The sequence below is a fragment of the Streptomyces sp. NRRL F-5727 genome (assembly GCF_000719555.1).
In the GTDB taxonomy this organism is placed as follows: Bacteria; Actinomycetota; Actinomycetes; order Streptomycetales; family Streptomycetaceae; genus Streptomyces.
Genome location: NZ_JOGX01000079.1, coordinates 1 through 20,212, shown reverse-complemented (window position 1 = coordinate 20,212; position 20,212 = coordinate 1). Strand labels below are relative to the sequence as shown.

Sequence of the window (20,212 nt, the reverse complement as noted above, 5' to 3'; positions counted from 1 at the left end):
GCGTTCGGCGCAGAGAATGGCGCCGAACGGAAGAAAGGGACATAACGTGACTTCCCCACCGCCGCCTTCCGGCCCCCCGTCGGTCCCTCCCACCGGTCCGCCCACCGGACCGCCCTCGGGGCCGCTCTCCGGCCAGGCCACCCGCCCCGGAGTCGCCGGTCCCCCGTCCCCGCCCGAGCCGCCGCACGACGGCGGCGGCGGTGGAGGCGGCGGAGGCGGGGGTGAGGGCGCGGGCGGCCCCGGTGGCGGGAAGGGCGGCGGGACGCCGTGGTGGCGGTCGGTGCCGAAGGTCGCCTCGCTCACCGCCGTCGTCGTCGCGGCCGCCGCGCTCACCGTGCTCCTCGTCGGCCGGTCGGACGACAAGGGCGACACCGCCGGGTCCGGCGGCAGCGGGGAGGTCTTCCTGCAGAACACCTCCGCCTCCGGCCCCGACCCCTTCACGGCCTCCACCGCCCGCACGGACAGCGCGTCCGGGGCGGCCTCCCTGCCGCCGCGGACCGGCACGGCCGAGACCGCCACACCGCGGGTCTCGGGCTCCACGCCCGGCCTGTACGGCGGCACGCGCGCGTCGGCGAGCTGCGACGTCGAGCGGCAGGTCCGCTACCTCGCGGCCGAACCCGCCAAGAACGCCGCCTTCGCGCAGGTCCTCGGCCTGGAGGCGGACGCCGTGCCGGGGTACCTCCGCTCCCTGACGCCGCTCCAGCTCCGGGTCGACACCCGGGTGACCAACCACGGCTACACGTCGGGCGCCGCCACCCCGTACCAGGCGGTCCTCCAGGCGGGGACCGCGGTCCTCGTCGACGGCCGGGGCGTGCCCCGGGTGCGGTGCGCCTGCGGCAATCCGCTGACCGAGCCGGTGGCGCAGAAGGAACCGCGCACGACCGGCACCCCGTGGCCGAGCTACAACGCCTCCCAGGTCGTGGTGGTGGCGCCGTCGGTGACGGTGGTGAACGTGTTCGTCGTGTACGACCCCGACGACGGCGCCTGGTTCGCGCGGAAGCACGGCGACACCGGCCGGCACGACAAGCCGACCCCGCCGCCGCCCCGGCCGACGCCGACCACGACGTCGCCGTCCCCGTCCACGTCGTCCACGTCGCCGTCGGTCACCCCGACCTCGCCGGCGCCGTGCGTGACGGTGACCGGCGACGAGACGCCGACGCCGAGCGGCGGCGTGACGCCGTCCCCGTGCCCGTCCACGCTCTCGCCGACGGTGACGACGCCCACGCCGAGCCCGTCGACGGACTCGTCGTCGCCGTCCGACACCCCGTCGGACTCCCCCTCCGACTCGCCTTCCGACAGTCCGTCGGACTCGCCGCCGGACTCGCCGCCGGACACGGACACGCCGTCCGACGTGGTGGACACCACCACCGACGGCACGGACGGGCGTTCCGCGTCGGCCAGTTCGTCCTCCGGTCTGTCGCCGCTGAGCCCGTCCGGCTCCGCGTCCAGCTCGGGTACGGCCTCCCTGCCGGCCCCCGGCCCCGAGCGTCAGCCCGTGGCCTGAGGCTCCTCGCCGGTCACGTGGCCTCCTCCGTGGACCGGGAGGCGGGCCGCCGGGTCCTGAGCGTGGCGCGCAGGGTGCGCAGCCAGGTCCCCACCGGCAGCGGTCGGGCGGAGTCCTCCGCGTACCGCTGCCACAGGCGCTCGTCGCGGTCGGTGAAGTGCGTGGTCATCGTGGTGCCCCTCTCGGTCGGCCTGTCGGAAAGTGGCCGGTGGTGGACCGTCTCCGGCCTCGCCACCAGGCCACTGACGGAGAGTCTGTAGCCTTATTGGCCTGGACAGCAGAGCCAATGAGGAGTGATTGGCATGGCAGAGGGTCGTGTGGTCCACACCGCGGACCGCACCTTGTCGGGGCGGCAGCTGGCCTCGCTGCTCACGCCGCCGCCGGAGGGCCGGTTCGGCTACCGCGAGCTGGCGCGGGCGGTGCGGGAGGCGCTGCTCGACGGGCGGGTGGCGCTGCGGCTGCGGCTGCCCGCCGAGCGGGAGCTCGCGCAGGTCCTGGAGGTGAGCCGGACGACGGTGACGGGGGCGTACGACCTGCTGCGCGAGAGCGGGTACGCGCACAGCCGGCGGGGCGCGGGCACCTGGACGGCGCTGCCGGACGGGCAGGCGCCGACCTCGCTGGGGCCCTACCCGGCTCCGACGGACGAGGCGATCGACCTGGCCCTGGCCGCGCCGCACGCGCCGGGGGCCGAGCTGGCGGAGGCGCTGGCGGAGGCCGCGGCCGAGCTGCCGCGGTTCGCCACCGCGCCGGGCTATCACCCGTACGGCCTGCCGGAGCTGCGGGCCGCGGTGGCGGAGCGGTACACCTCGCGGGGCCTGCCGACCCGGCCCGAGCAGATCCTGGTGACGACCGGCGCGCAGCAGGCGCTGTCGCTGGTGCTCGCGCAGTTCGGGCGGCCGGGCGACCGGGTGCTGGCGGAGAACCCCTCGTACACCAACGCCCTCGACGCGATGCGGGGCCGCGGGATGCGGGTGACGCCGGTGCCGGTGACCGAGCACGGCTGGGACACCGGGCTGGTGGACGCGGCGCTGCGGCAGACCGCGCCGCGGCTGGCGTACCTCATCCCGGACTTCCACAACCCGACGGGGCGGCTGATGCCGCGCGAGCAGGGCCGGGAGCTGGCGCGGGCGGCGCGGGCGACGGGGACGTGGCTGGTGGTGGACGAGACGCTCACCGACATGGCGCTGGACGTGCCCGCCCCGGCGCCGTTCGCGGCGGCGGCCGGGATCGGCGGCGGCGAGCAGATCGTGTCGGTGGGCTCGCTGAGCAAGAGCTGCTGGGGCGGGCTGCGGGTCGGCTGGGTGCGGGCGTCGGCGCGGGTGGTGACGGAGCTGACCCGGACCCGGGTCACGGCCGACCTGGCGGGTTCGGTGCTGGACCAGCTGGTGGCGGTGGCGCTGATGCGGCGGCTGGAGTCCGTCGTCCACGCGCGCGTGGCGGAGCTGCGGCGGAACCGGGAGGCGCTGGGTCTCGCGCTGGCCCGGCATCTGCCGGAGTGGCGGTGGACGGTGCCGCCGGGCGGGATGTGCCTCTGGATCGACCTCGGGCGGCCGGTGGCGACGCAGCTGGCGGCGCGGGCGCTGCGGCACGGCGTGCGGGTGGAGGGCGGGGCCCGGTTCGGGGTGGATCCCGGGACGCACGAACACCGGCTGCGGATCCCGTACACCCTCCCGGAGGAGGTCTACGAGACGGCGGCGGAACGGCTGGCGGCGGCCCTGGAGGGGGCACCGGGACGGTTCGCGGATCCGGCGCTGCCGGAGTGGGTGGCGTAGCACCGGGCGGCCGGGGCGGGTGGCGTGGCAGGCGGCCGGGGCGGGTGGGGTGGCAGGCGGCCGGGGCGGGGCGCCCGGAAATATCCGGATGCCCGGCCCGCGGAACTGCCTGTACGGTCCAACGAGTGGAACCGTTGACTGAGAAAGAGATCCGTTCGTCGTTCGTGAACGCGACGAAGGGGGACGCCGCGCGGCTGAAGCTGCCGCTGGACTTCGCCGAGACGCCCTGGGAGGACCTGGACTTCCTGGGGTGGGTGGATCCGGGGGCGCCGCTGCGGGCCCATCTGGTGGTGCGCCGGGAGGACGGCCCGCTGGGGGTGACCCTGCGGGTGCCGGCGACGGGCCGGACCAGCGCCGTGAAGACCAGCATGTGCCAGATCTGCCTGACCGGGCACGCCTCCTCGGGCGTGACGCTGCTCGCGGCCCCGCTGGCCGGGGCGCGCGGCCGGGAGGGGAACACGGTCGGCGTCTACGTCTGCGCCGACCTGGCCTGCTCCCTCTACCTGCGCGGCAAGCGCGTCCCCAGGCTGCGCGGGCTGCGCCACGAGGAGACCCTGTCCGTGCCGGAGCGGGTGGCGCGTGCCATGGGGAACCTGGACGCGTTCCTCGCGCGCGTGACCGCGGGCTGAGCCCCGGGGCGGCCCGGCCGGGCCGCCCCTCCCCCACTTCTCTCCCGTGCGGGACGGGTCAGCGGAACGCCTGCTCGCCGGTGAGCGCCTTGCCGATGACCAGCGAGTGGACCTCGCTGGTGCCCTCGTAGGTGAGGACGGACTCCAGGTTGTTGGCGTGCCGCAGCACCGGGTACTCCAGGGTGATGCCGTTGGCGCCGAGGATGGTCCGGCACTCGCGGGCGATGGCGATGGCCTCGCGCACGTTGTTGAGCTTGCCCACGCTGATCTGCTCGGGCGTGATCTCGCCCGCGTCCTTCAGCCGGCCGAGGTGGAGGGCGAGCAGCATGCCCTTGCCGAGCTCGACGGACATGTCGGCGAGCTTCTGCTGGGTGAGCTGGTACGAGGCGAGGGAGCGGGCGAAGACGGTCCGGTCCTTCGCGTAGGAGATCGCGGCCTCCAGGCTGTCGCGGGCGGCGCCGAGGGCACCGAAGACGATGCCGAAACGGGCCTCGTTGAGACAGCCGAGCGGCCCGGAGAGACCGCGGGCGTCGGGCAGCATCGCGTCGGCGGGCAGCCGGACGTCCTCCAGCACCAGTTCGGCTGTGACGCTGGCCCGCAGCGACAGCTTCATGGTGATCTCGGGGGCGCTGAAACCGGGGGTGCCGGCCGGGACGAGGAAGCCGCGGACGCCCTCCTCCGTCCGGGCCCAGACCACGGCGACGTCGGCGACGGAACCGTTGGTGATCCACATCTTGGTGCCGTTGAGGATCCAGTCCGAACCGTCCCGCTTCGCGTTCGTCCGCATCGCACCCGGGTCGGAGCCGGCGTCGGGCTCGGTCAGTCCGAAGCAGCCGATGTACTCGCCGGCCGCCATCTTCGGCAGCCACCGCTGCTTCTGCTCCTCGGAGCCGTACTTCCAGATCGCGTACATCGCGAGCGAGCCCTGCACGGAGACCAGGGAGCGCAGGCCCGAGTCGACCGCCTCCAGCTCCATGCAGGCCAGGCCGTACGCCACCGCGCTGGTCCCCGCGCAGCCGTACCCGTCCAGGTGCATGCCGAGCACGCCCAGGTCGCCGAGCGTCCGGGCGAGTTCCCGTGCCGGGATCTGGCCCTTCTCGAACCAGCCGGCGATGTGCGGGCGCAGCTCGCGGTCCGCGACGGCGCGGACGGTGGCGCGGATCTCCCGCTCCTCGTCGCTGAGCAGGCCGTCGACGGCGAGCAGCGCGAGGGGGTGGGTGGGGCTGGACGGCGAGGACTTCACGGGCGGCCTCCTGGCGGCTGTGACGAGGGTCGTGCTCGGCGTGGCGTGCCGAAGCGTAGCCGCAGATTGGATTTTGGATCCAGTATTGAGAATCCAACCCGCAGCCCCTACGGTCCGGATTGGATCCAATCTCCGATGTCCTGGATCCCACGCCACCGGCCCACCCACCGAGGGAGCGCGGAATGCACACGGATCACCCCCGGGAGGCCGCCCCCGGCGCCCTGTCCGGCATCGTCGTCGCCGACTTCGGCCGGGTCCTCGCCGGCCCGTACATGACGATGCTCCTGGCCGATCTCGGCGCGGACGTCATCAAGATCGAGCGGCCGGACGGCGGCGACGACACCCGCGCCTGGGGCCCGCCGTTCGCGGACGGGCAGGCCACGTACTTCCTCGGGGTCAACCGCAACAAGCGGTCCGTGGCGCTCGACCTCACCGATCCGGACGGCCTGGCCGCGGCGCGGGCGATCGTCGACGGGGCGGACGTCCTGGTGGAGAACTTCCGACCGGGGACGATGGAGAAGCTGGGCCTCGGGTTCGAGGAGGTCCGCCGCACCAACCCGGGACTCGTCTACTGCTCGGTGACCGGTTTCGGCACCGACGGGGGCGCCGCGCTGCCGGGGTACGACCTCCTCGTGCAGGCCATGGGCGGCCTGATGAGCGTCACCGGCGAGCCGGGCGGGCAGGGCACGAAGGCGGGGGTCGCGCTCGTCGACGTCATCACCGGGCTCCACGCCGGGCTCGGGGTGCTGGCCGCCCTGCGCCACCGGGAGCGCACCGGAGAGGGGCAGCGCGTCGAGGTCTCCCTCCTGGGCTCGCTGCTCTCCGCCCTCACCAACCAGGCCGCCGCGCACCTCGGCGCCGGGGTCGTCCCGCGCGCGATGGGCAACCGGCACCCGAGCATCACCCCGTACGAGGTCTTCGAGGCGCGGGACCGGCCCCTGGTCCTGGCGGTCGGGAACGACCGCCAGTTCCGGGCCCTGTGCGAGCGGATCGGCCGGCCGGGGCTGGCCGAGGACCCGCGGTTCGCCACCAACACGGCCCGCGTCGCCCACCGCGAGGAACTGGCCTCGGAGCTCGCCGGACCGCTCGCGGGCCGCACGGCCGACGCCTGGTTCGAGGAGCTGACGGCGGCCGGTGTGCCGTGCGGGCCCATCAACGACCTGGCGGCGGCGTTCGAGCTGGCCGACCGGCTCGGCCTCGGGGCCCGCCTCCCCGAGGTGGCCGCCGGCCCCGGCCAGGTCGCGCACCCGGTCCGGCTCGGCGCCACCCCGCCCTCGTACCGGTCCGCTCCGCCGCGGCTCGGCGAGCACACCGCCGAGGTCCTGGCCGGAATCCCGCCTGTGGACAACTCGGCGGCGGGCCGTTGATCCGTAGGAAGATGACCGTCACCGACGGCGCCGATGGCCGCCGGTGCGCAGGTGACGCGGAGGGAAGGTCGGATCGATGAGCGGCGCGGTGGAGAGGCGACGGCCCCAGACGGCCCAGCAGTTCGTCCTGGCGGAGCTGCGGAGCGCCATCACGGGCGGCGAGCTCCGCCCGGGCGCGCCCATCCGGCAGGACGCGCTCGCCGCCCGGCTCGAAGTGAGCCGGGTTCCGCTCCGGGAGGCTCTCAAGACCCTGGAGGCCGAGGGCCTGGTCGTCCACCACGTGCACCGCGGCTACTTCGTCGCCGAGCTGTCCCTCGCCGACCTGGAGGAGATCTACCGCATCCGCGCCCTCCTGGAGACCGAGGCGGTCGTCCGGGCCATGACCCTCGCCCCGGACGACCTCGTCGCCACCCTGGAGGACATCCAGCACGAGGTCGAACGGGCCGCCGGGGCGGGCGACGTGACGGCGATGGCGGAGGCCAACCGCCGCTTCCACCTCACGCTGATCGACGCCTGCGGCATGCCCCGTCTGGTCCGTCTGATCACCACGCTCTGGGACGCCACCGACGCCTACCGCTCCCTCTACTACACCGACCCGGGCCACCGCGACCAGGCCGTCCACGAACACCACGCCGTCCTGTCGGCCCTCCGCGAGCACGACACGGACGCCGCCGTCCGCCGGCTCGACGACCACCGTGCCCACGCGGTGGCGGCACTGCGCGCGGTGCTGCCCCCGCACGAGGACTGAGACAGCGGGAGACACCGGAAGCCCCGGCCCGGCCTCCTCGTACGCCGGAGGAACCCGGGACGACACCGCGGACAGGTCAGGCCCAGGGGCCGACCACCTGGCCGGCGAGCACCTTTCGGTACCTTCTCGCGCCGCCCGGATAGCGAACTCGCCCCACCGCCACACACGTTGACTTCCGTACGGGAAGCCTCTTACGTTCGGCACCGAACCCGTCCGGCAATTCGACCCACGTTCGGAATATCGACCATTCGTGGTGCGAGAGCGGTCTCGCCTCCGGAAGGAACCCACCCCCCATGCACCGAACCGCGCGCTCTACCGGCGCGAGCCCTTCCCCTGCCCCAGCGCCCGGACACCGGACTTCGACGTCCCCGAGCACCTTCGGGTGCCCGCCCGGCATGGCCGCCGCGCTCGTGGCGGTGGTTCACGAGCGCCGGACGCCCGACCCGGCGTAGGTGGCGGCGCAGTGGTCCGCGGCCACACGGCGCTCCGCGCGATCGCCGGACCGTAGCCCGGAGTGCCGTCGGCGTTGTCCGGCGGCGCCCGCCGGCTCCCTGGGGGGGGCCGCCACGGCGGTGCCCGGGTCGGCCTCCCCACCTCCCACCCGAACGGCACCGGCTCCGTCGACGCCGACTCGGTGGGGCCGGCCCCGGGCACGTCGAACCAGCGGCGGGGTCCTCGACGGGAGGACAGCGCGGCGATCGTGCGGATGACCGCCGACGCCGTACCGCGACGCCTGGGGTTCCCGTCGGCGAGGGGCCTTCCACCGCGTCACCGGGCCGGCGACCCCGAGCGTGGGGGCGGAAGTCCGGCCGGGTGTCAACGACCGAGCAGTTCCCGTCTCTTCATCGAAAGGTGCACGATGTCCTCGTTCGTCAGCAGGCGGCGCCTGCTGCAGGCAGCCGGGGCCACGGTCGCCGCATCTGCCGCAGGATCCCTCATGGGCGCAGCTCCCGCGCAGGCGGCCGTTCCTCCCGCACGGGCCGACACAGGGGCCCTGGCACACCCCTTCGAACTCGGCCAGGTCCGGCTCACGGCAAGCCGGTGGCTGGACAACCAGAACCGGACGCGGAACTATCTGCGGTTCGTCGACGTCGACCGGCTCCTGTACAACTTCCGCGCCAACCACCGGCTCTCCACCAGAGGCGCCGCCGCCGTCGGCGGCTGGGACGCACCGGACTTCCCCTTCCGCACCCACGTCCAGGGGCACTTCCTCACGGCCTGGGCCCAGCTGTACGCCGCGACCGGGGACACCGTCTGCCGGGACAAGGCCACCTACATGGTCGCGGAGCTGGCGGCCTGCCAGGCCAACAACGGCGCCGCCGGTTTCAGCCCCGGGTACCTCTCCGGCTACCCCGAGTCCGACTTCACCGCGCTCGAACAGCGGACCCTGAGCAACGGCAACGTGCCGTACTACACCATCCACAAGACCCTCGCCGGCCTCCTGGACGTGTGGCGCCACATCGGCAGCGCACAGGCCCGTGACGTCCTGCTCGCCCTGGCCGGATGGGTCGACCGGCGCACCGGCAGGCTGAGCAGCCAGCAGATGCAGTCCATGCTGCAGACCGAGTTCGGCGGCATGAACGCCGTGCTGACCGACCTCTACCAGCAGACGGGCGACACGCGGTGGCTCTCCGTCGCCCAGCGGTTCGACCACGCCGCGGTGCTCGACCCGCTGGCGTCCGGCCAGGACCGGCTCAGCGGACTGCACGCCAACACCCAGGTGCCCAAGTGGATCGGGGCCGCCCGGGAGTACAAGGCCACCGGCACGACCCGTTACCGGGACATCGCCACCAACGCCTGGAACCTCACCGTCGGTGCGCACACCTACGCCATCGGCGGCAACAGCCAGGCGGAGCACTTCCGCGCCCCGAACGCCATCGCCGGCCACCTCGACCGGGACACGTGCGAGAGCTGCAACACCTTCAACATGCTCACCCTCACCCGGGAGCTGTTCGCGCTGGACCCGGACCGGGTCGCGCTGTTCGACTACTACGAACGGGCCTGGCTCAACCAGATGATCGGCCAGCAGAACCCGGCCGACGACCACGGCCACGTCACCTACTTCACTCCGCTCAGCCCGGGCGGCCGGCGCGGGGTGGGCCCGGCATGGGGCGGCGGCACCTGGAGCACCGACTACGGCACCTTCTGGTGCTGCCAGGGCACGGGCCTGGAGATGCACACCAGGCTGATGGACTCCGTCTACTTCCGCAGCGACAACACGCTGATCGTGAACCTGTTCGTCCCCTCGGTGCTCGACTGGTCGGAGCGGGGGATCACGGTCACCCAGACCACGTCGTACCCCGTCAGCGACACCACCACCTTGCGGGTCACCGGAAACGTCGGCGGAACCTGGGCCATGCGCATCCGCATCCCGAGTTGGACCAGCGGGGCCGCCATCAGCGTCAACGGCGTCACACAGAACATCGCCACCGACCCCGGCAGCTACGCCACCCTGAGCCGCTCCTGGGCCTCCGGCGACACGGTCACGGTCCGCCTGCCCATGCGGATCGTCATGCGAGCGGCCAACGACGACAGGAACGTCTCCGCGGTCACCTACGGCCCGGTCGTCCTGTCCGGCCACTACGGTGACGCCGCGCTCAGTTCCCTGCCGACGCTGAACACGTCCTCGATCACGCGGACCGGCAGCAGTTCGCTCGCCTTCACCGCCACCGCCGACGGCTCCGCCGTCGCGCTGGGCCCGTTCTACGACGCACACGGCCACAACTACACCGTCTACTGGAACGCGAGCGGCACCTTCCGCCTGGTCAACGCGGCCAGCGGTCTCCTGCTGGGCATCCAGAACATGTCCACGGCCGACGGCGGGCGCGCCCTGCAGTGGCCGGACAACGGCACCGCCGACCACGACTGGCACATGATCGCCGACGGCGCCGCGTTCCGCTTCCGCAACGCCCACAGCGGCAGGGTGCTCGGCGTCCAGGGCATGTCCACGGCGGACGGCGCGACCGTCCTGCAGTGGGCGGACAACGGCACCGCCGACCACAGATGGACGCTGCTCGACCAGGGAGACGGCACCTACAAGATCCGCAACGAGAACAGCGGAAAGCTGCTCGCCATCGCGAACGGCTCCACCGCCATCGGCGCGTTCGCGGTCCAGGCGCCGGACGACGGCACTGCCGACAACCGGTGGCGCGTCGTACGGAACTGAGCGTGGCGACTCCGGAGGCGGGCGGCGTACGCCTCTAGCCGATGGCACGAAGCAGTCGAAACGCTTCGACGTCGACATGACGCCGAGTCGCGCGTCCATCACAGGTCACCCAGCCACCCCGAGCCGCCCTTCCGGCGCTGGCGCCCCCGCTGCGACAGGTCCCCCAAAACATCAGGTCGCGCAAGCCATAGCGCCGTGAAGGGCGGCTTACGCTCTCTCACCAGACCGTCTACGTTATCGAAACGTTACCTTGACGCCCTGTTGTCACCGCCAGAAGGACGGCCTTAGTCTCACCGGACCATCGAAGCGCATCGACTCGGTCGGCTGAGGCCCTCCAGACACGAGACCACCGGACGACGCAGCGTCGACCCGCCGGTCGGATCGACGCAGACGAAGGGCCGCCGCGACATGACCGAGGACGACCAGCCCGCGTCCCGGGCACTGGGCGCCACGATCACCACGCAGCCCGCCGGCGGGAACGGCCACGGCACGTCCGCCACCGGCGGCGCGCCTGACGAGGCCCACGGAATCGTCTTCCGGAGCCGGTCGGCCGGACCGCGGCTCGCGCCCGGGCCCCGCACGGACCCGCACCCGAAAGGCAAGGACCCGTCATGACCCATGCCCCGCGTCTCTCCCGCAGGGGGCTGCTGGCCGCAGGCGCGGCCACGGCCGCACTCCCCCTGCTCACCCCCTCCGGCGCCTCCGCCGCATCCGCCCGCGGGGCCGAGCAGGTCCGGCACACGCCCTACGCGTTCCGCAACGCCGAGGTGGTCGGCGGCGGCTTCGTCACGGGCATCGTCTTCAACCAGCGCGAGCCCGGACTGGTGTACGCGCGCACCGACATCGGCGGCGCCTACCGCCTCGACCCGGTGTCCCGGCGGTGGATCCCGCTCACCGACTGGATCGGCTGGGACGAGTACGGACACACCGGCATCATCAGCGTCGCCACCGACGAAGTCGATCCCGACCGCGTCTACCTGGCGGCGGGCACGTACACCATGCCCGAGTGGGACCCGGGCATGGCGGCGATCCTGCGCTCGACCGACCGCGGCCGCACCTGGAAGACCACGCCCCTGCCGTTCCGCCTGGGCGGCAACATGCCCGGCCGGGGCATCGGCGAGCGGCTGGTGGTCGACCCCCACCGCAACCGCATCCTCTACCTCGGAGTGCGCGGAGGCCACGGGCTGTGGCGCAGCACCGACCACGGCAGGACCTTCGCGAAGGTGACCGGCTTCCCCAACGCGGGCGACTTCGTCCCCGACCCCACCGACCCCGACGGATACAACGGCGACAACCTGGGCGTGCTGCAGGTCGTCTTCGACAAGCGCACCGGCCGAGCGGGGAAGGCCACCCGGACCCTCTACGTCACCGTCGCCGACAAGGACAACATCCTGTACCGGTCGACCGACGCGGGAAGGACGTGGGAACGCGTTCCCGGGCAGCCCACCGGCTTCATCCCGCACCACGCGGTCTTCGACCACGTCGGCGGCTACCTGTACCTGGCGACCAGTGACACGGCCGGCCCGTACGACGGCTCCAAGGGCGACGTGTGGAAGCTGGACACCGCCGACGACACCTGGACCCGCATCAGCCCGGTCCCGTCCACCAGCGCCGACAACCAGTACGGCTACAGCGGCCTGACCATCGACCGGCAGAACCCGGACACCCTGATGGTGTCCACCCAGGTCAAGTGGTGGCCCGACTGCCTCCTCTTCCGCTCCACCGACGGCGGCGCGAGCTGGACCCGCGCGTGGGACCTGGGCCCGGACTCCGAGCGCACCCTGCGCTACGACATCGACATCTCCGCCGCCCCCTGGCTGACCTGGAACGCCTCGCCGTCGCTGCCCGAGATGGCCCCCAAGCTGGGCTGGATGATGGAATCCGTCCAGATCGACCCGTTCGACTCCGACCACTTCATGTACGGAACCGGCGCGACGATCTACGGCGCGGACAACCTGACCGACTGGGACAGCGGCGGCACGGTGCACCTGTCCGTGCGGGCCCAGGGGCTGGAGGAAACCGCCGTCCTGTGTGTGATCAGCCCGCCCGTCGGCGCGGCGCACCTGTTCTCCGGCGTGGGCGATGTCGGCGGCTTCCGGCACACGGACCTCCGCACGGCGCCGACGATGTACGACAGCCCGACCTTCGGCGGCACCCCGGCCCTGGACTACGCGGAGCTGGCGCCCCACACCCTCGTGCGGGTCGGCCACCCCACCAGCGGCTGGACGCAGCACTTCGCCGTCTCCACCGACGGCGGCAACACCTGGACGCCGTCGCGCGGCGAGCCGGCCGGCGTGACCGGGCCCGGGGTCGAGGACCAGGCGGTCGCCATCAGCGCCGACGGCAGACGGATCGTCTGGTCGCCGGCCGGCGCGCCGGTCAGCTGGTCCGACGACCACGGAGCGACCTGGACGGCGTCGAAGGGGCTGCCGGCGGGGGTCCCCGTGCGCTCCGACCGGGTGAACCCGTCGACGTTCTACGCCTACGACGCCGGCGTCTTCTACCTCAGTACGGACGGCGGTACGAGCTTCCACGCGACCACCGCGACGGGTCTGCCCACCGCGGGGAACGTCCGGTTCAAGGCGGTGCCGGGCCACGAGGGCGACATCTGGCTCGCCGGGGGCACCGACAAGCCCACCACCCCCACCCCCTACGGGCTGTGGCGGTCGACCGACTCCGGATCGTCCTTCACCAGGTTCGACATGGTGGACCAGGGAGACGTCGTGGGATTCGGCAAGGCCGCGCCCGGCGCCACGTACCCCGCCGTGTACACCAGCTCGCGCATCGGCGGCGTGCGCGGCATCTTCCGGTCCGACGACGCGGGCCGACACTGGGTGCGCATCAACGACGACCGGCACCAGTACGCCTGGACCGGCAACACCATGACCGGAGACCCGCGGATCCACGGGCGCGTCTACTTCGGGACGAACGGTCGCGGAGTCGTCTACGGCGACCCGAAGTGAGGTTCGGTTCTTCCCCCCGATGGTCTCGAAGCCTGGAGATGTCATGTATTTGTCACGTCGCGGCGTTCTGATCCTGGGCGCCGTCGGCGCGGCCGTCGCCGGAAGGCTTCCCGCGGCCTCGGCGGCCCGGGCCGCCGAGGCCGGGACGGCCGGCGCCACGGACGCTTCCGCACACACCGAGCGCCTGTAGCTGTCCGGCCAGGACGCCATCCCGGTCCCATCGAGCGCATCGCCGTAGACGCCCGCGCCGACGGCACGCCGCGTATCGACGCCCATCTGTCCGGTACGCGGGGACCGGACCGGCCGGCGGGAACGCGCCGTTCGGCGGGGGCGTCGCGCGGGAAGGCCGAAGGGGGGCCGACCGTCGTGTCCCGACCGACCTCGGGGGGTGCCGGTGGAGCAGCGCTGGGACGGTTCGGTCGTGCTGGAGGCCGGGCGGCTCCTGTTCCGGGGGAGACTGGGGACGACGCACGCCCATGCCCACGCGGCGGTGCAGGTGGTGGTCGTACGGTCCGGCACCGTGGAGCTGGCCGACCGGTACGGCGGGAGGCTCGCTGTCTCGGCGGCCGTCATACCGTCCCGGGCCACGCACTCCCTGCATGCCGAGGACGCCCAGGGGACGGTGGCCTACTACGACTCCGATTCGCACGTCGGGCGGGCGTTGCGGTCACGGTTCCCCACCGCGCCGGGTGATCGCGTCACGGACTGGACGGCCGCGGCCGTCCAGTCCGCGTGCCCGCCGGACGCGCCGGGCGGAGGGCGTGCGGCCGCGGCTCCCCATCCGGCGGTCGGCCGCGCCATCGACCGGGTCCGCTCCCGTCTCCACGGGCCGGTCACCCTGGAGGAGGTGGCGACGGCGCTGCACCTCTCGCCCAGCCGGCTCGGACACCTCTTCGCCGAGGAACTCGGGCTGCCCTTCCCGGCCTACGTGCGATGGGTCCGGATCCGGCGGGCGATCGAGCTCGTGCGTTCGGGGGCGACGCTGACCCAGGCGGCGTGCGGTGCGGGCTTCTACGACAGCTCGCACCTCACCCGGGTCGTCCACGAGATGTTCGGCATGGCTCCCTCGCAGCTCCTCCGTGACGTCCAGTGGGAGCCGGGTCCGCAGCGGATCCGTCCAAGCGGCCCGGGGCTCGCGGGCGCACCCTGACGCCATGGTCGGCAACCTCATCCGGTACGGATACGTCCCGTTTCTGCTGGTCGGCGTGAACGGCGCGGGCATCGCGCTCGTGGCCGCCGGCGCGTCGAAGGGGTGGCTGCTCGCCCTGCTCGGCGCCACCGTGGCGGCGTCGTTCGCGGCCGAGCGCCTCCTGCCCTATGCGGTCGAGTGGAACGCCCCCATGGCCGATCGCCGCCGGGACGTCGTCCACGCGGTCGTGAACGAGGCACTGATCCTCGCGAGCGTCGCGGCCCTGCCGGTGCTCGCCTCCGTCGTGACGGTCGTGGACGTGTGGCCCTCGTCGTGGCCGTTCGCCCTGCAGGTGCTGTCGGCGGTGCTCGTGGCCGACGCCGGCATCGCCCTGGTCCACTTCGCGAGCCACAAGGTGGGCCTGCTGTGGCGGTTCCACGCGGTGCACCACTCGGTGAAGCGCTTCTACGGCTTCAACGGACTGATGAAGCATCCCCTGCACCAGAGCGTGGAGCTGGCCGCGGGTGTCGCTCCTCTGCTGGTCGCGGGCATGCCGGTGGACGTCGCGGCGGCCCTGTCCCTGGCCGTGGCCGTCCAGCTGCTCCTGCAGCACTCCAACGCCGACTACCGGGTCGGGCCCCTGCGGTACGTGCTGTCGCTCAACGAGGGTCACCGTTTCCACCACCTGAAGTGGGCCGGTGTCGGCGACGTCAACTTCGGTCTGTTCACGCTGGTGTGGGACCGGATGCTCGGCACGTACTGCTTCGACCCCGGCCGGCGCTTCTCCAGCGCGGATCTGGGCATCGCGGCCAAGCCCGGCTATCCGTCGGGCTATCTGGCCCAGCTGTCGGAGCCGTTCCGTGAGCGGGGCGCGTGCACCTCGGGGACCGGCGACGGATAGTCACCCGTGCCCGAAGGGGCAGCCGCCCCTGCCGCGGGCCCTGGCGTCGTCGTCGAGGTAGAAGTTCGGGCGCTGGTCGGCGTCGTCGTAGTAGCGGTGGAAGACCGGGGTGATGCCGCCCGAGACGGGCGGCACGATCCAGCTCCAGTCTGCGGGGACGCCGCGGCCCTGCTTCTCCTCCCTGGCCACGTGGGTCATGAAGTGCCGGGACTCGGTGTGGTGGTCGCTGATCCTGACGCCGGCCTCGGTGAACGAGTGCAGCACGGCGACGTTGAGTTCGACCAGGGCGCGGTCGCGCCAGAGGGTGGTCTCGCTGCCGGTGTCGAGGCCGAGGCGCTCGGCGATGACGGGCAACAGGTCGTACCGGTCGGTGTCGACGAGGTTGCGCGCCCCGATCTCGGTGCCCATGTACCAGCCGTTGAAGGGCGCGAGGGGGTAGTCGACGCCGCCGATCCTCAGCCGCATGTTCGAGATCGCCGGGACGGCGTGCCAGCGCAGGCCGAGGTCGGCGAAGTCGGGGCGGTCGGGGTGCGTGAGGGGGACTTCGAGGACGAGGTCCCGGGGGACGTCGAACAGCCGGGGTCCGTCCCCGTCGGTCTCGACGACCCAGGGCAGGACGTCCCAGGCGCCTCCGGGCGCCTGCCAGCCGAGGCGCTTCACGGCTTCGGTGAAGTCCGCGTAGGCGGGGTCGCCGACGAGGGCGCCGTCGTCCTGGCGGTGGCCGGCGTAGCGGATGAGCTGGTCGTTCCACACCCGCGGGGCCCGGCGCGCGGGAGTGTCGGGGGCGAAGACGGAGATGACCGGCCGGATGCGACCGCCGTTGGTGGCCTGGCGCAGGTGGTCGCACAGGTGCCGGTGCAGCTCCTCGGCGGTGGAGGCCCGGCGGCGGTCCAGGACGCGCAGGCTCTTCCAGTACAGCCGGCCGATGCACCTGCTGGAGTTGCGCCAGGCGACGCGGGCTCCGAAGACGAGTTCGTCGGAGGTGTGGGTGTAGGTCCCGGTCTCGTCGATCTCCTCGCGTATCTGCCGCAGGCGCGTCGTGAGGGGGACGGGCTGGTCCGGATGCTCGCCGTGGTGGAGGCGTACGAACTCCTCCGCTTCGTCCGCGTCGGCCGCGCGGGGGTGCGGTCCGCCGGACGGCTCGGGGAGGGGAGCCGGCAGGACCGGGTCGTCGGCTGTGGTGTCGAGGGTGTAGATGCGCGCCAGAAGCGTTTCGGAGTTCATGGGTTCCTCGCGGGTGGTGCTCGGCTCCGTCAGCGGGCCGTGCGAAGGCGGGCTGGTGCGGGTGAGCGGTGAGCGTGACGCGATGGTGGACGCGGGCGCCCGGGCGGAGGGCATCGACGACGTCGGGGGTGGGGTCGTCTGCCGCCCGGGCGCCCGCGCCGGCGAAGGGGCCGGGCCGCCGGGCCGGCGGTGCCGTTCAGGCGCCCAGGTCGCCGGAGCGCGCCTGCCGGGCGATGGAGGTTCCGAACAGCTCGTCCCAGTACGGGGCCGAGATGCCGAAGCCCTTGGTGTCGTCGCGGAAGTGGTGGCGCATGTGGAGGGAGCGCAGGTGCCGCATGAGCCGGCTCCTGGGGGTGGCGAGGTGGAGGTAGAGGTGGAACAGGTCGTAGGTGAGATAGCCGAAGGTGTAGCCGGCGCCGAAGGTCAGCGGCAGTGAGCCGAGGCCGGAGGCAAGGTAGATCGTGCCCCCGACCATCGGGATGCTGAGGAGCGGGCTCAGGATGGAGCGGCGCGGGTCCGTGGGGTAGTCGTGGTGGACGCCGTGCAGGATGTAGTGCAGGCGTGCTCCGAAGCCCTTCTCGGGCTCGTAGTGGAGCACGATGCGGTGTCCCCAGTACTCCGACAGCGTCCATGTCAGGTACCCGGCGGCCGCCCATCCGGCCAGCGGCCAGCCGCCGGCGTCGCCGAGGGAGAACCAGACGCAGACGGCGATGACCGGGGTGAACATCGCGACGGTGGTGACCGGGTGCACGTGGATCAGGTGGTCGAGCCAGCGCGGGCCCACGACGGCGGGCGCGGTGCCCCGCCGGACGGCGCCCTTGTAGGTGCCGGGGCGGGCGGGTGTCTCGGAGCTCACGCCCCGGCTCCTTCCACGGTGGGGGCCTTCACCCGCGTCTCGTAGGCGATGCGGGCCTGGTAGTCGGTGGTGCGCAGCAGCTGGTCCGCCTTGAGGAAGCGGCCCATCGCGTCCCGCCAGGGCTGGGGCAGCAGGAACAGGGAGCGGGTGACGGGGTTGGTCCAGCCGGGCACGTACCGGTTGTAGACGGGGCGGCGGGCCGTGCGGAGGACGGCCCTGGCGATGTCGTCCGGGGTGAGCAGCGGGACGAAGCGGCCCTTGCCGACGCCGGAGGTGAGTTCGGTCTGGGCGGGGATGGGCAGGATGATGGACAGGTCCACGCCGGATCCGCGCAGTTCGGCGCGTACGCCTTCGGACAGGCCGACGACGCCGTGCTTGGCGGCGGAGTAGGTGGCGCAGCCGGGCAGGCCGATCATGCCGACGGCGGAGACCATGTTGATGATGTGGCCCCGTCCGCGCCGGCGCATCGGGCCGATCGCGGTCTTCATGCCGTTGAGGGTGCCGAGGAGGTTGACGCCGAGCTGGTGGGCGGTGTCCTCGTCGGACTCCTTCTCGAAGGGGCCGACGATCATCTCGCCGGCGTTGTTGACGAAGACGTCGATGTCGCCGAGGTCGGCCTCGACCGCCTTCCAGAACGCCTGGACGCTGGCCGGGTCGGTGACGTCCAGCGGGTAGGCGCGGGCGCCGATCTCGGCGGCGGCCTTGGCGGCGAACTCGTGGTCGCGGGCGCCGATGGCCACCTTGGCGCCGACGGCGACGAACTGCTCGGCGGTGGCGCGGCCGATGCCGCGGCTGCCGCCGGTGATGGCGACGATCTTGTTGCGCATGTCCCTGGGCACGGTGGAAGCCTCCAGAAGGGTGGTCGGTTCGGGCTGTGTCGGACGAGACGCGGAGGGCGCGGTCGTCAGGGGGCGTGCGCCGCGGCCTACGCGCCCACGGGTTCGGCCTCGGACGCGGTGAGGGTGATGTGCTCACCCAGCAGACCGCGCAGGATGAGGCCGATGGCCTCGATGAGCGCCTGGCAGGCGATCGGGTCGATGATCGCGGCGAGGCTGGGCATGCCGAGGTCGAAGCGGGCGGTGAACCGGACGGTGACCGCGTCGTCGTCGTGGCTGTGGACGGTCCAGGCGCCGTCGAACTGGTCGAAGTCGCCTTCGGTCTGGGTGAATTCGATGGTCAGGCCGGCCGCGTCGACGCGGTCGCGTTCGGACCAGCACAGGATGCCGTTGCGGAAGTTCACCGACCAGTCCGAGTCCAGGGTGTCGCCGCCGGTGTCGGTGACGGTCACCTCGCGCACGGCGTCGGTGTACTTGGGGTAGGCGGCGAAGTCCCGCAGCCGTTCGAAGACGGCGGGGGCGGTCGCGTCGGGTACGAGGGCGTCGAGGGTCACCTCGGGCATGTCAGCATCTCCCCTTCGTGGAGGCGGTGGTGCGGGCCAGGGCGGTGGCGGCGGCGGTGAAGGCGCGGGTGATCCGGTCCAGGTCGGCGGGCGTGAGCACGGCCGGCGGGGTCAGGCGTACGACTCGGTGGGCGTTGAGGGAGTGGTTGACCAGCAGCCCCGACTCCAGGAGGTGCAGGACGAGTTCGCCGGCGGCGCCTTCGTCGCACAGCTCGATGCCCAGCAGCAGGCCGCGGCCGCGGATGTCGACCACCGCGCCGCCGAGCAGCGGCGCCAGCGCCGAGCGGAGGCGGTCCAGCAGGTCCTCGCCCAGGGTGCGGGCCCGCTCCACCAGGCCCTCGTCCCGGATCGCGGCGACGGCGGCCGCGGCGGCGGCCATCGCGACGGGAGAGGCGGCGAAGGTGGAGGTGTGCAGGAACGGGTCCTTGTCGAACGGCGCGTACGCCTGCGGGGTGGCTACCGCGGCGGCGACCGGGATCACGCCGCCGCTGAGGTTCTTGCCGACCAGCAGCACGTCCGGCCGTACGTCCTCGGTGTCGGCGCCCCACCAGGTGCCGAGACGGCCGAGGCCGGTCTGGATCTCGTCGAGGACGAACATCGCCCCGTGTTCGGCGCACAGCCGCTGCACGCGGGTGAGGTAGCCGGGCGGCGGCACGACCACGCCCCCCTCCCCCTGCACGGGTTCGAGGATGACGCAGGCCGGCTCGCCGCCGGCGAGCGCCCGTTCGAGGGCGTCGGCGTCGCCGTAGGGCACGTGTTCGGCGGGCAGCAACGGGCGGAACGGGTCCTGGTAGAGGGGTTTGGCGGTGACGGCGAGCGCGCCGGTGGTCTTGCCGTGGTAGCCGCCGGTCGCGGAGATCAGCCGGTGCCTGCCGTGCGCGCGGGCCAGTTTGATCGCGGTCTCGGTCGCCTCGGCCCCGGAGTTGACGAAGTGGACCCGTTCCAGGCCGGGCGGCGTGACGGCGGCGAGCGCGGCCGCCGCGGTGGCCGCGGCCGGCTCCAGGAGCAGCCGGGTGGCCATCGGATGCCGCCGGATCTGCTCGACGACGGCGTCCACCACCCGGGGGTGCCGGTGGCCGAGGAGGAAGACCCCGTACCCGCCGCAGTCCAGGTACTCCTTGCCGTCCGCGTCCCACACCCGGCTGCCCTCGGAGGCGACCTCCATGGCGGCGCCGGTCAGCGAGGCCAGGCGGGCCCGGCCCTTGCTCAGGTGGCGGCGGTAGACGCCCAGTACCTCCGCGGCCGACGCGTGGACGGCGGCCGGGGGCGCGACGGGGGCGGGGGCGGGGGCGGGGGCGGGGAGCGTCAGCT

At 73.1% G+C, this 20,212-nt stretch carries 17 protein-coding genes; 10 read left to right on the top strand and 7 right to left on the bottom strand.

What is annotated here, in order from left to right; translation table 11 throughout:
- The first annotated feature begins 46 nt into the window (after nucleotides 1–46).
- Nucleotides 47–1,504 (top strand): DUF6777 domain-containing protein, encoded by a 1,458-nt coding sequence (locus IF73_RS0133235; RefSeq protein WP_420706601.1) that lies wholly within the window; start codon nucleotides 47–49, stop codon nucleotides 1,502–1,504.
- A 13-nt stretch (nucleotides 1,505–1,517) separates the two neighbouring features.
- Here the strand turns inward: IF73_RS0133235 and IF73_RS41285 are convergent, their stop codons facing one another.
- Nucleotides 1,518–1,673, bottom strand: coding sequence for a hypothetical protein (locus tag IF73_RS41285; protein ID WP_158822216.1), 156 nt, complete (start codon nucleotides 1,671–1,673; stop codon nucleotides 1,518–1,520).
- 133 nt (nucleotides 1,674–1,806) lie between these two features.
- Between IF73_RS41285 and IF73_RS0133225 the strand changes: the two genes are divergently transcribed.
- Together IF73_RS0133225 and IF73_RS0133220 are read left to right on the top strand one after the other, a co-directional pair.
- A complete protein-coding gene (locus IF73_RS0133225; RefSeq protein ID WP_031014311.1) occupies nucleotides 1,807–3,276 on the top strand; it encodes a PLP-dependent aminotransferase family protein in 1,470 nt (489 codons plus the stop codon).
- A gap of 125 nt (nucleotides 3,277–3,401) precedes the next feature.
- Nucleotides 3,402–3,905: an FBP domain-containing protein gene (locus IF73_RS0133220; RefSeq protein WP_031014309.1), complete on the top strand. Its 504-nt coding sequence runs from the start codon at nucleotides 3,402–3,404 to the stop codon at nucleotides 3,903–3,905.
- Nucleotides 3,906–3,963: 58 nt separating this feature from the next.
- Here IF73_RS0133220 and IF73_RS0133215 read toward each other — a convergent pair whose 3' ends face one another.
- Nucleotides 3,964–5,148 carry an acyl-CoA dehydrogenase family protein gene (locus IF73_RS0133215; protein ID WP_051717559.1) on the bottom strand — a complete coding sequence of 395 codons (1,185 nt, stop codon included), beginning with the start codon at nucleotides 5,146–5,148 and terminating at the stop codon, nucleotides 3,964–3,966.
- Nucleotides 5,149–5,330: 182 nt separating this feature from the next.
- Here IF73_RS0133215 and IF73_RS0133210 point away from each other — a divergent pair, with 182 nt between their 5' ends.
- From IF73_RS0133210 to IF73_RS0133175, 7 genes are all read left to right on the top strand, one after another.
- Complete coding sequence (locus IF73_RS0133210) at nucleotides 5,331–6,515, top strand: CaiB/BaiF CoA transferase family protein (protein ID WP_031014306.1); 1,185 nt, start codon at nucleotides 5,331–5,333, stop codon at nucleotides 6,513–6,515.
- Nucleotides 6,516–6,591: 76 nt separating this feature from the next.
- Nucleotides 6,592–7,263: a GntR family transcriptional regulator gene (locus IF73_RS0133205; RefSeq protein WP_031014303.1), complete on the top strand. Its 672-nt coding sequence runs from the start codon at nucleotides 6,592–6,594 to the stop codon at nucleotides 7,261–7,263.
- 859 nt (nucleotides 7,264–8,122) lie between these two features.
- Entirely contained in the window at nucleotides 8,123–10,429 is a 2,307-nt protein-coding gene (locus IF73_RS0133200; RefSeq protein WP_031014301.1) for a beta-L-arabinofuranosidase domain-containing protein, read from the top strand.
- Between the two features lie 408 nt (nucleotides 10,430–10,837).
- Complete coding sequence (locus tag IF73_RS0133195) at nucleotides 10,838–11,044, top strand: hypothetical protein (protein WP_031014300.1); 207 nt, start codon at nucleotides 10,838–10,840, stop codon at nucleotides 11,042–11,044.
- On the top strand, nucleotides 11,041–13,392 hold the full coding sequence (locus IF73_RS0133190; RefSeq protein ID WP_031014297.1) for a sialidase family protein: 2,352 nt from the start codon (nucleotides 11,041–11,043) through the stop codon (nucleotides 13,390–13,392). Before IF73_RS0133195 ends, IF73_RS0133190 begins: the two co-directional genes overlap by 4 nt.
- Nucleotides 13,393–13,786: 394 nt before the next feature.
- Nucleotides 13,787–14,542: a helix-turn-helix transcriptional regulator gene (locus IF73_RS0133180; protein ID WP_063833502.1), complete on the top strand. Its 756-nt coding sequence runs from the start codon at nucleotides 13,787–13,789 to the stop codon at nucleotides 14,540–14,542.
- Between the two features lie 4 nt (nucleotides 14,543–14,546).
- Nucleotides 14,547–15,422, top strand: a complete 876-nt coding sequence (locus tag IF73_RS0133175; RefSeq protein WP_031014293.1) for a sterol desaturase family protein — start codon at nucleotides 14,547–14,549, stop codon at nucleotides 15,420–15,422.
- Here the strand turns inward: IF73_RS0133175 and IF73_RS0133170 are convergent, their stop codons facing one another.
- The 5 genes from IF73_RS0133170 to IF73_RS0133150 all read right to left on the bottom strand — a co-directional run bounded on the left by IF73_RS0133170 (nucleotide 15,423) and on the right by IF73_RS0133150 (nucleotide 20,210).
- Nucleotides 15,423–16,646: a nitric oxide synthase oxygenase gene (locus tag IF73_RS0133170; protein ID WP_078868391.1), complete on the bottom strand. Its 1,224-nt coding sequence runs from the start codon at nucleotides 16,644–16,646 to the stop codon at nucleotides 15,423–15,425. It abuts the gene before it with no gap.
- Between the two features lie 196 nt (nucleotides 16,647–16,842).
- Nucleotides 16,843–17,502, bottom strand: coding sequence for a sterol desaturase family protein (locus IF73_RS0133165; protein WP_051717557.1), 660 nt, complete (start codon nucleotides 17,500–17,502; stop codon nucleotides 16,843–16,845).
- The gene (locus IF73_RS0133160) at nucleotides 17,499–18,341 is read right to left on the bottom strand and encodes an SDR family oxidoreductase (protein ID WP_199806764.1); all 843 of its coding nucleotides are present in this window, start codon (nucleotides 18,339–18,341) and stop codon (nucleotides 17,499–17,501) included. Before IF73_RS0133160 ends, IF73_RS0133165 begins: the two co-directional genes overlap by 4 nt.
- 86 nt (nucleotides 18,342–18,427) lie before the next feature.
- On the bottom strand, nucleotides 18,428–18,901 hold the full coding sequence (locus IF73_RS0133155; protein ID WP_051717555.1) for a type II toxin-antitoxin system RatA family toxin: 474 nt from the start codon (nucleotides 18,899–18,901) through the stop codon (nucleotides 18,428–18,430).
- Between the two features lies 1 nt (nucleotide 18,902).
- Nucleotides 18,903–20,210, bottom strand: a complete 1,308-nt coding sequence (locus IF73_RS0133150; protein WP_037881282.1) for an aspartate aminotransferase family protein — start codon at nucleotides 20,208–20,210, stop codon at nucleotides 18,903–18,905.
- Between the last annotated feature and the right edge of the window lie 2 nt (nucleotides 20,211–20,212).

Coding starts and splice junctions, on each gene's coding strand:
- IF73_RS41285 (WP_158822216.1), bottom strand. CDS start 1,673: ATGACCACGCACTTCACCGACCGCGACGAGCGCCTGTGGCAGCGGTAC.
- IF73_RS0133225 (WP_031014311.1), top strand. CDS start 1,807: ATGGCAGAGGGTCGTGTGGTCCACACCGCGGACCGCACCTTGTCGGGG.
- IF73_RS0133210 (WP_031014306.1), top strand. CDS start 5,331: ATGCACACGGATCACCCCCGGGAGGCCGCCCCCGGCGCCCTGTCCGGC.
- IF73_RS0133205 (WP_031014303.1), top strand. CDS start 6,592: ATGAGCGGCGCGGTGGAGAGGCGACGGCCCCAGACGGCCCAGCAGTTC.
- IF73_RS0133200 (WP_031014301.1), top strand. CDS start 8,123: ATGTCCTCGTTCGTCAGCAGGCGGCGCCTGCTGCAGGCAGCCGGGGCC.
- IF73_RS0133195 (WP_031014300.1), top strand. CDS start 10,838: ATGACCGAGGACGACCAGCCCGCGTCCCGGGCACTGGGCGCCACGATC.
- IF73_RS0133190 (WP_031014297.1), top strand. CDS start 11,041: ATGACCCATGCCCCGCGTCTCTCCCGCAGGGGGCTGCTGGCCGCAGGC.
- IF73_RS0133175 (WP_031014293.1), top strand. CDS start 14,547: ATGGTCGGCAACCTCATCCGGTACGGATACGTCCCGTTTCTGCTGGTC.
- IF73_RS0133170 (WP_078868391.1), bottom strand. CDS start 16,646: ATGAACTCCGAAACGCTTCTGGCGCGCATCTACACCCTCGACACCACA.
- IF73_RS0133155 (WP_051717555.1), bottom strand. CDS start 18,901: ATGCCCGAGGTGACCCTCGACGCCCTCGTACCCGACGCGACCGCCCCC.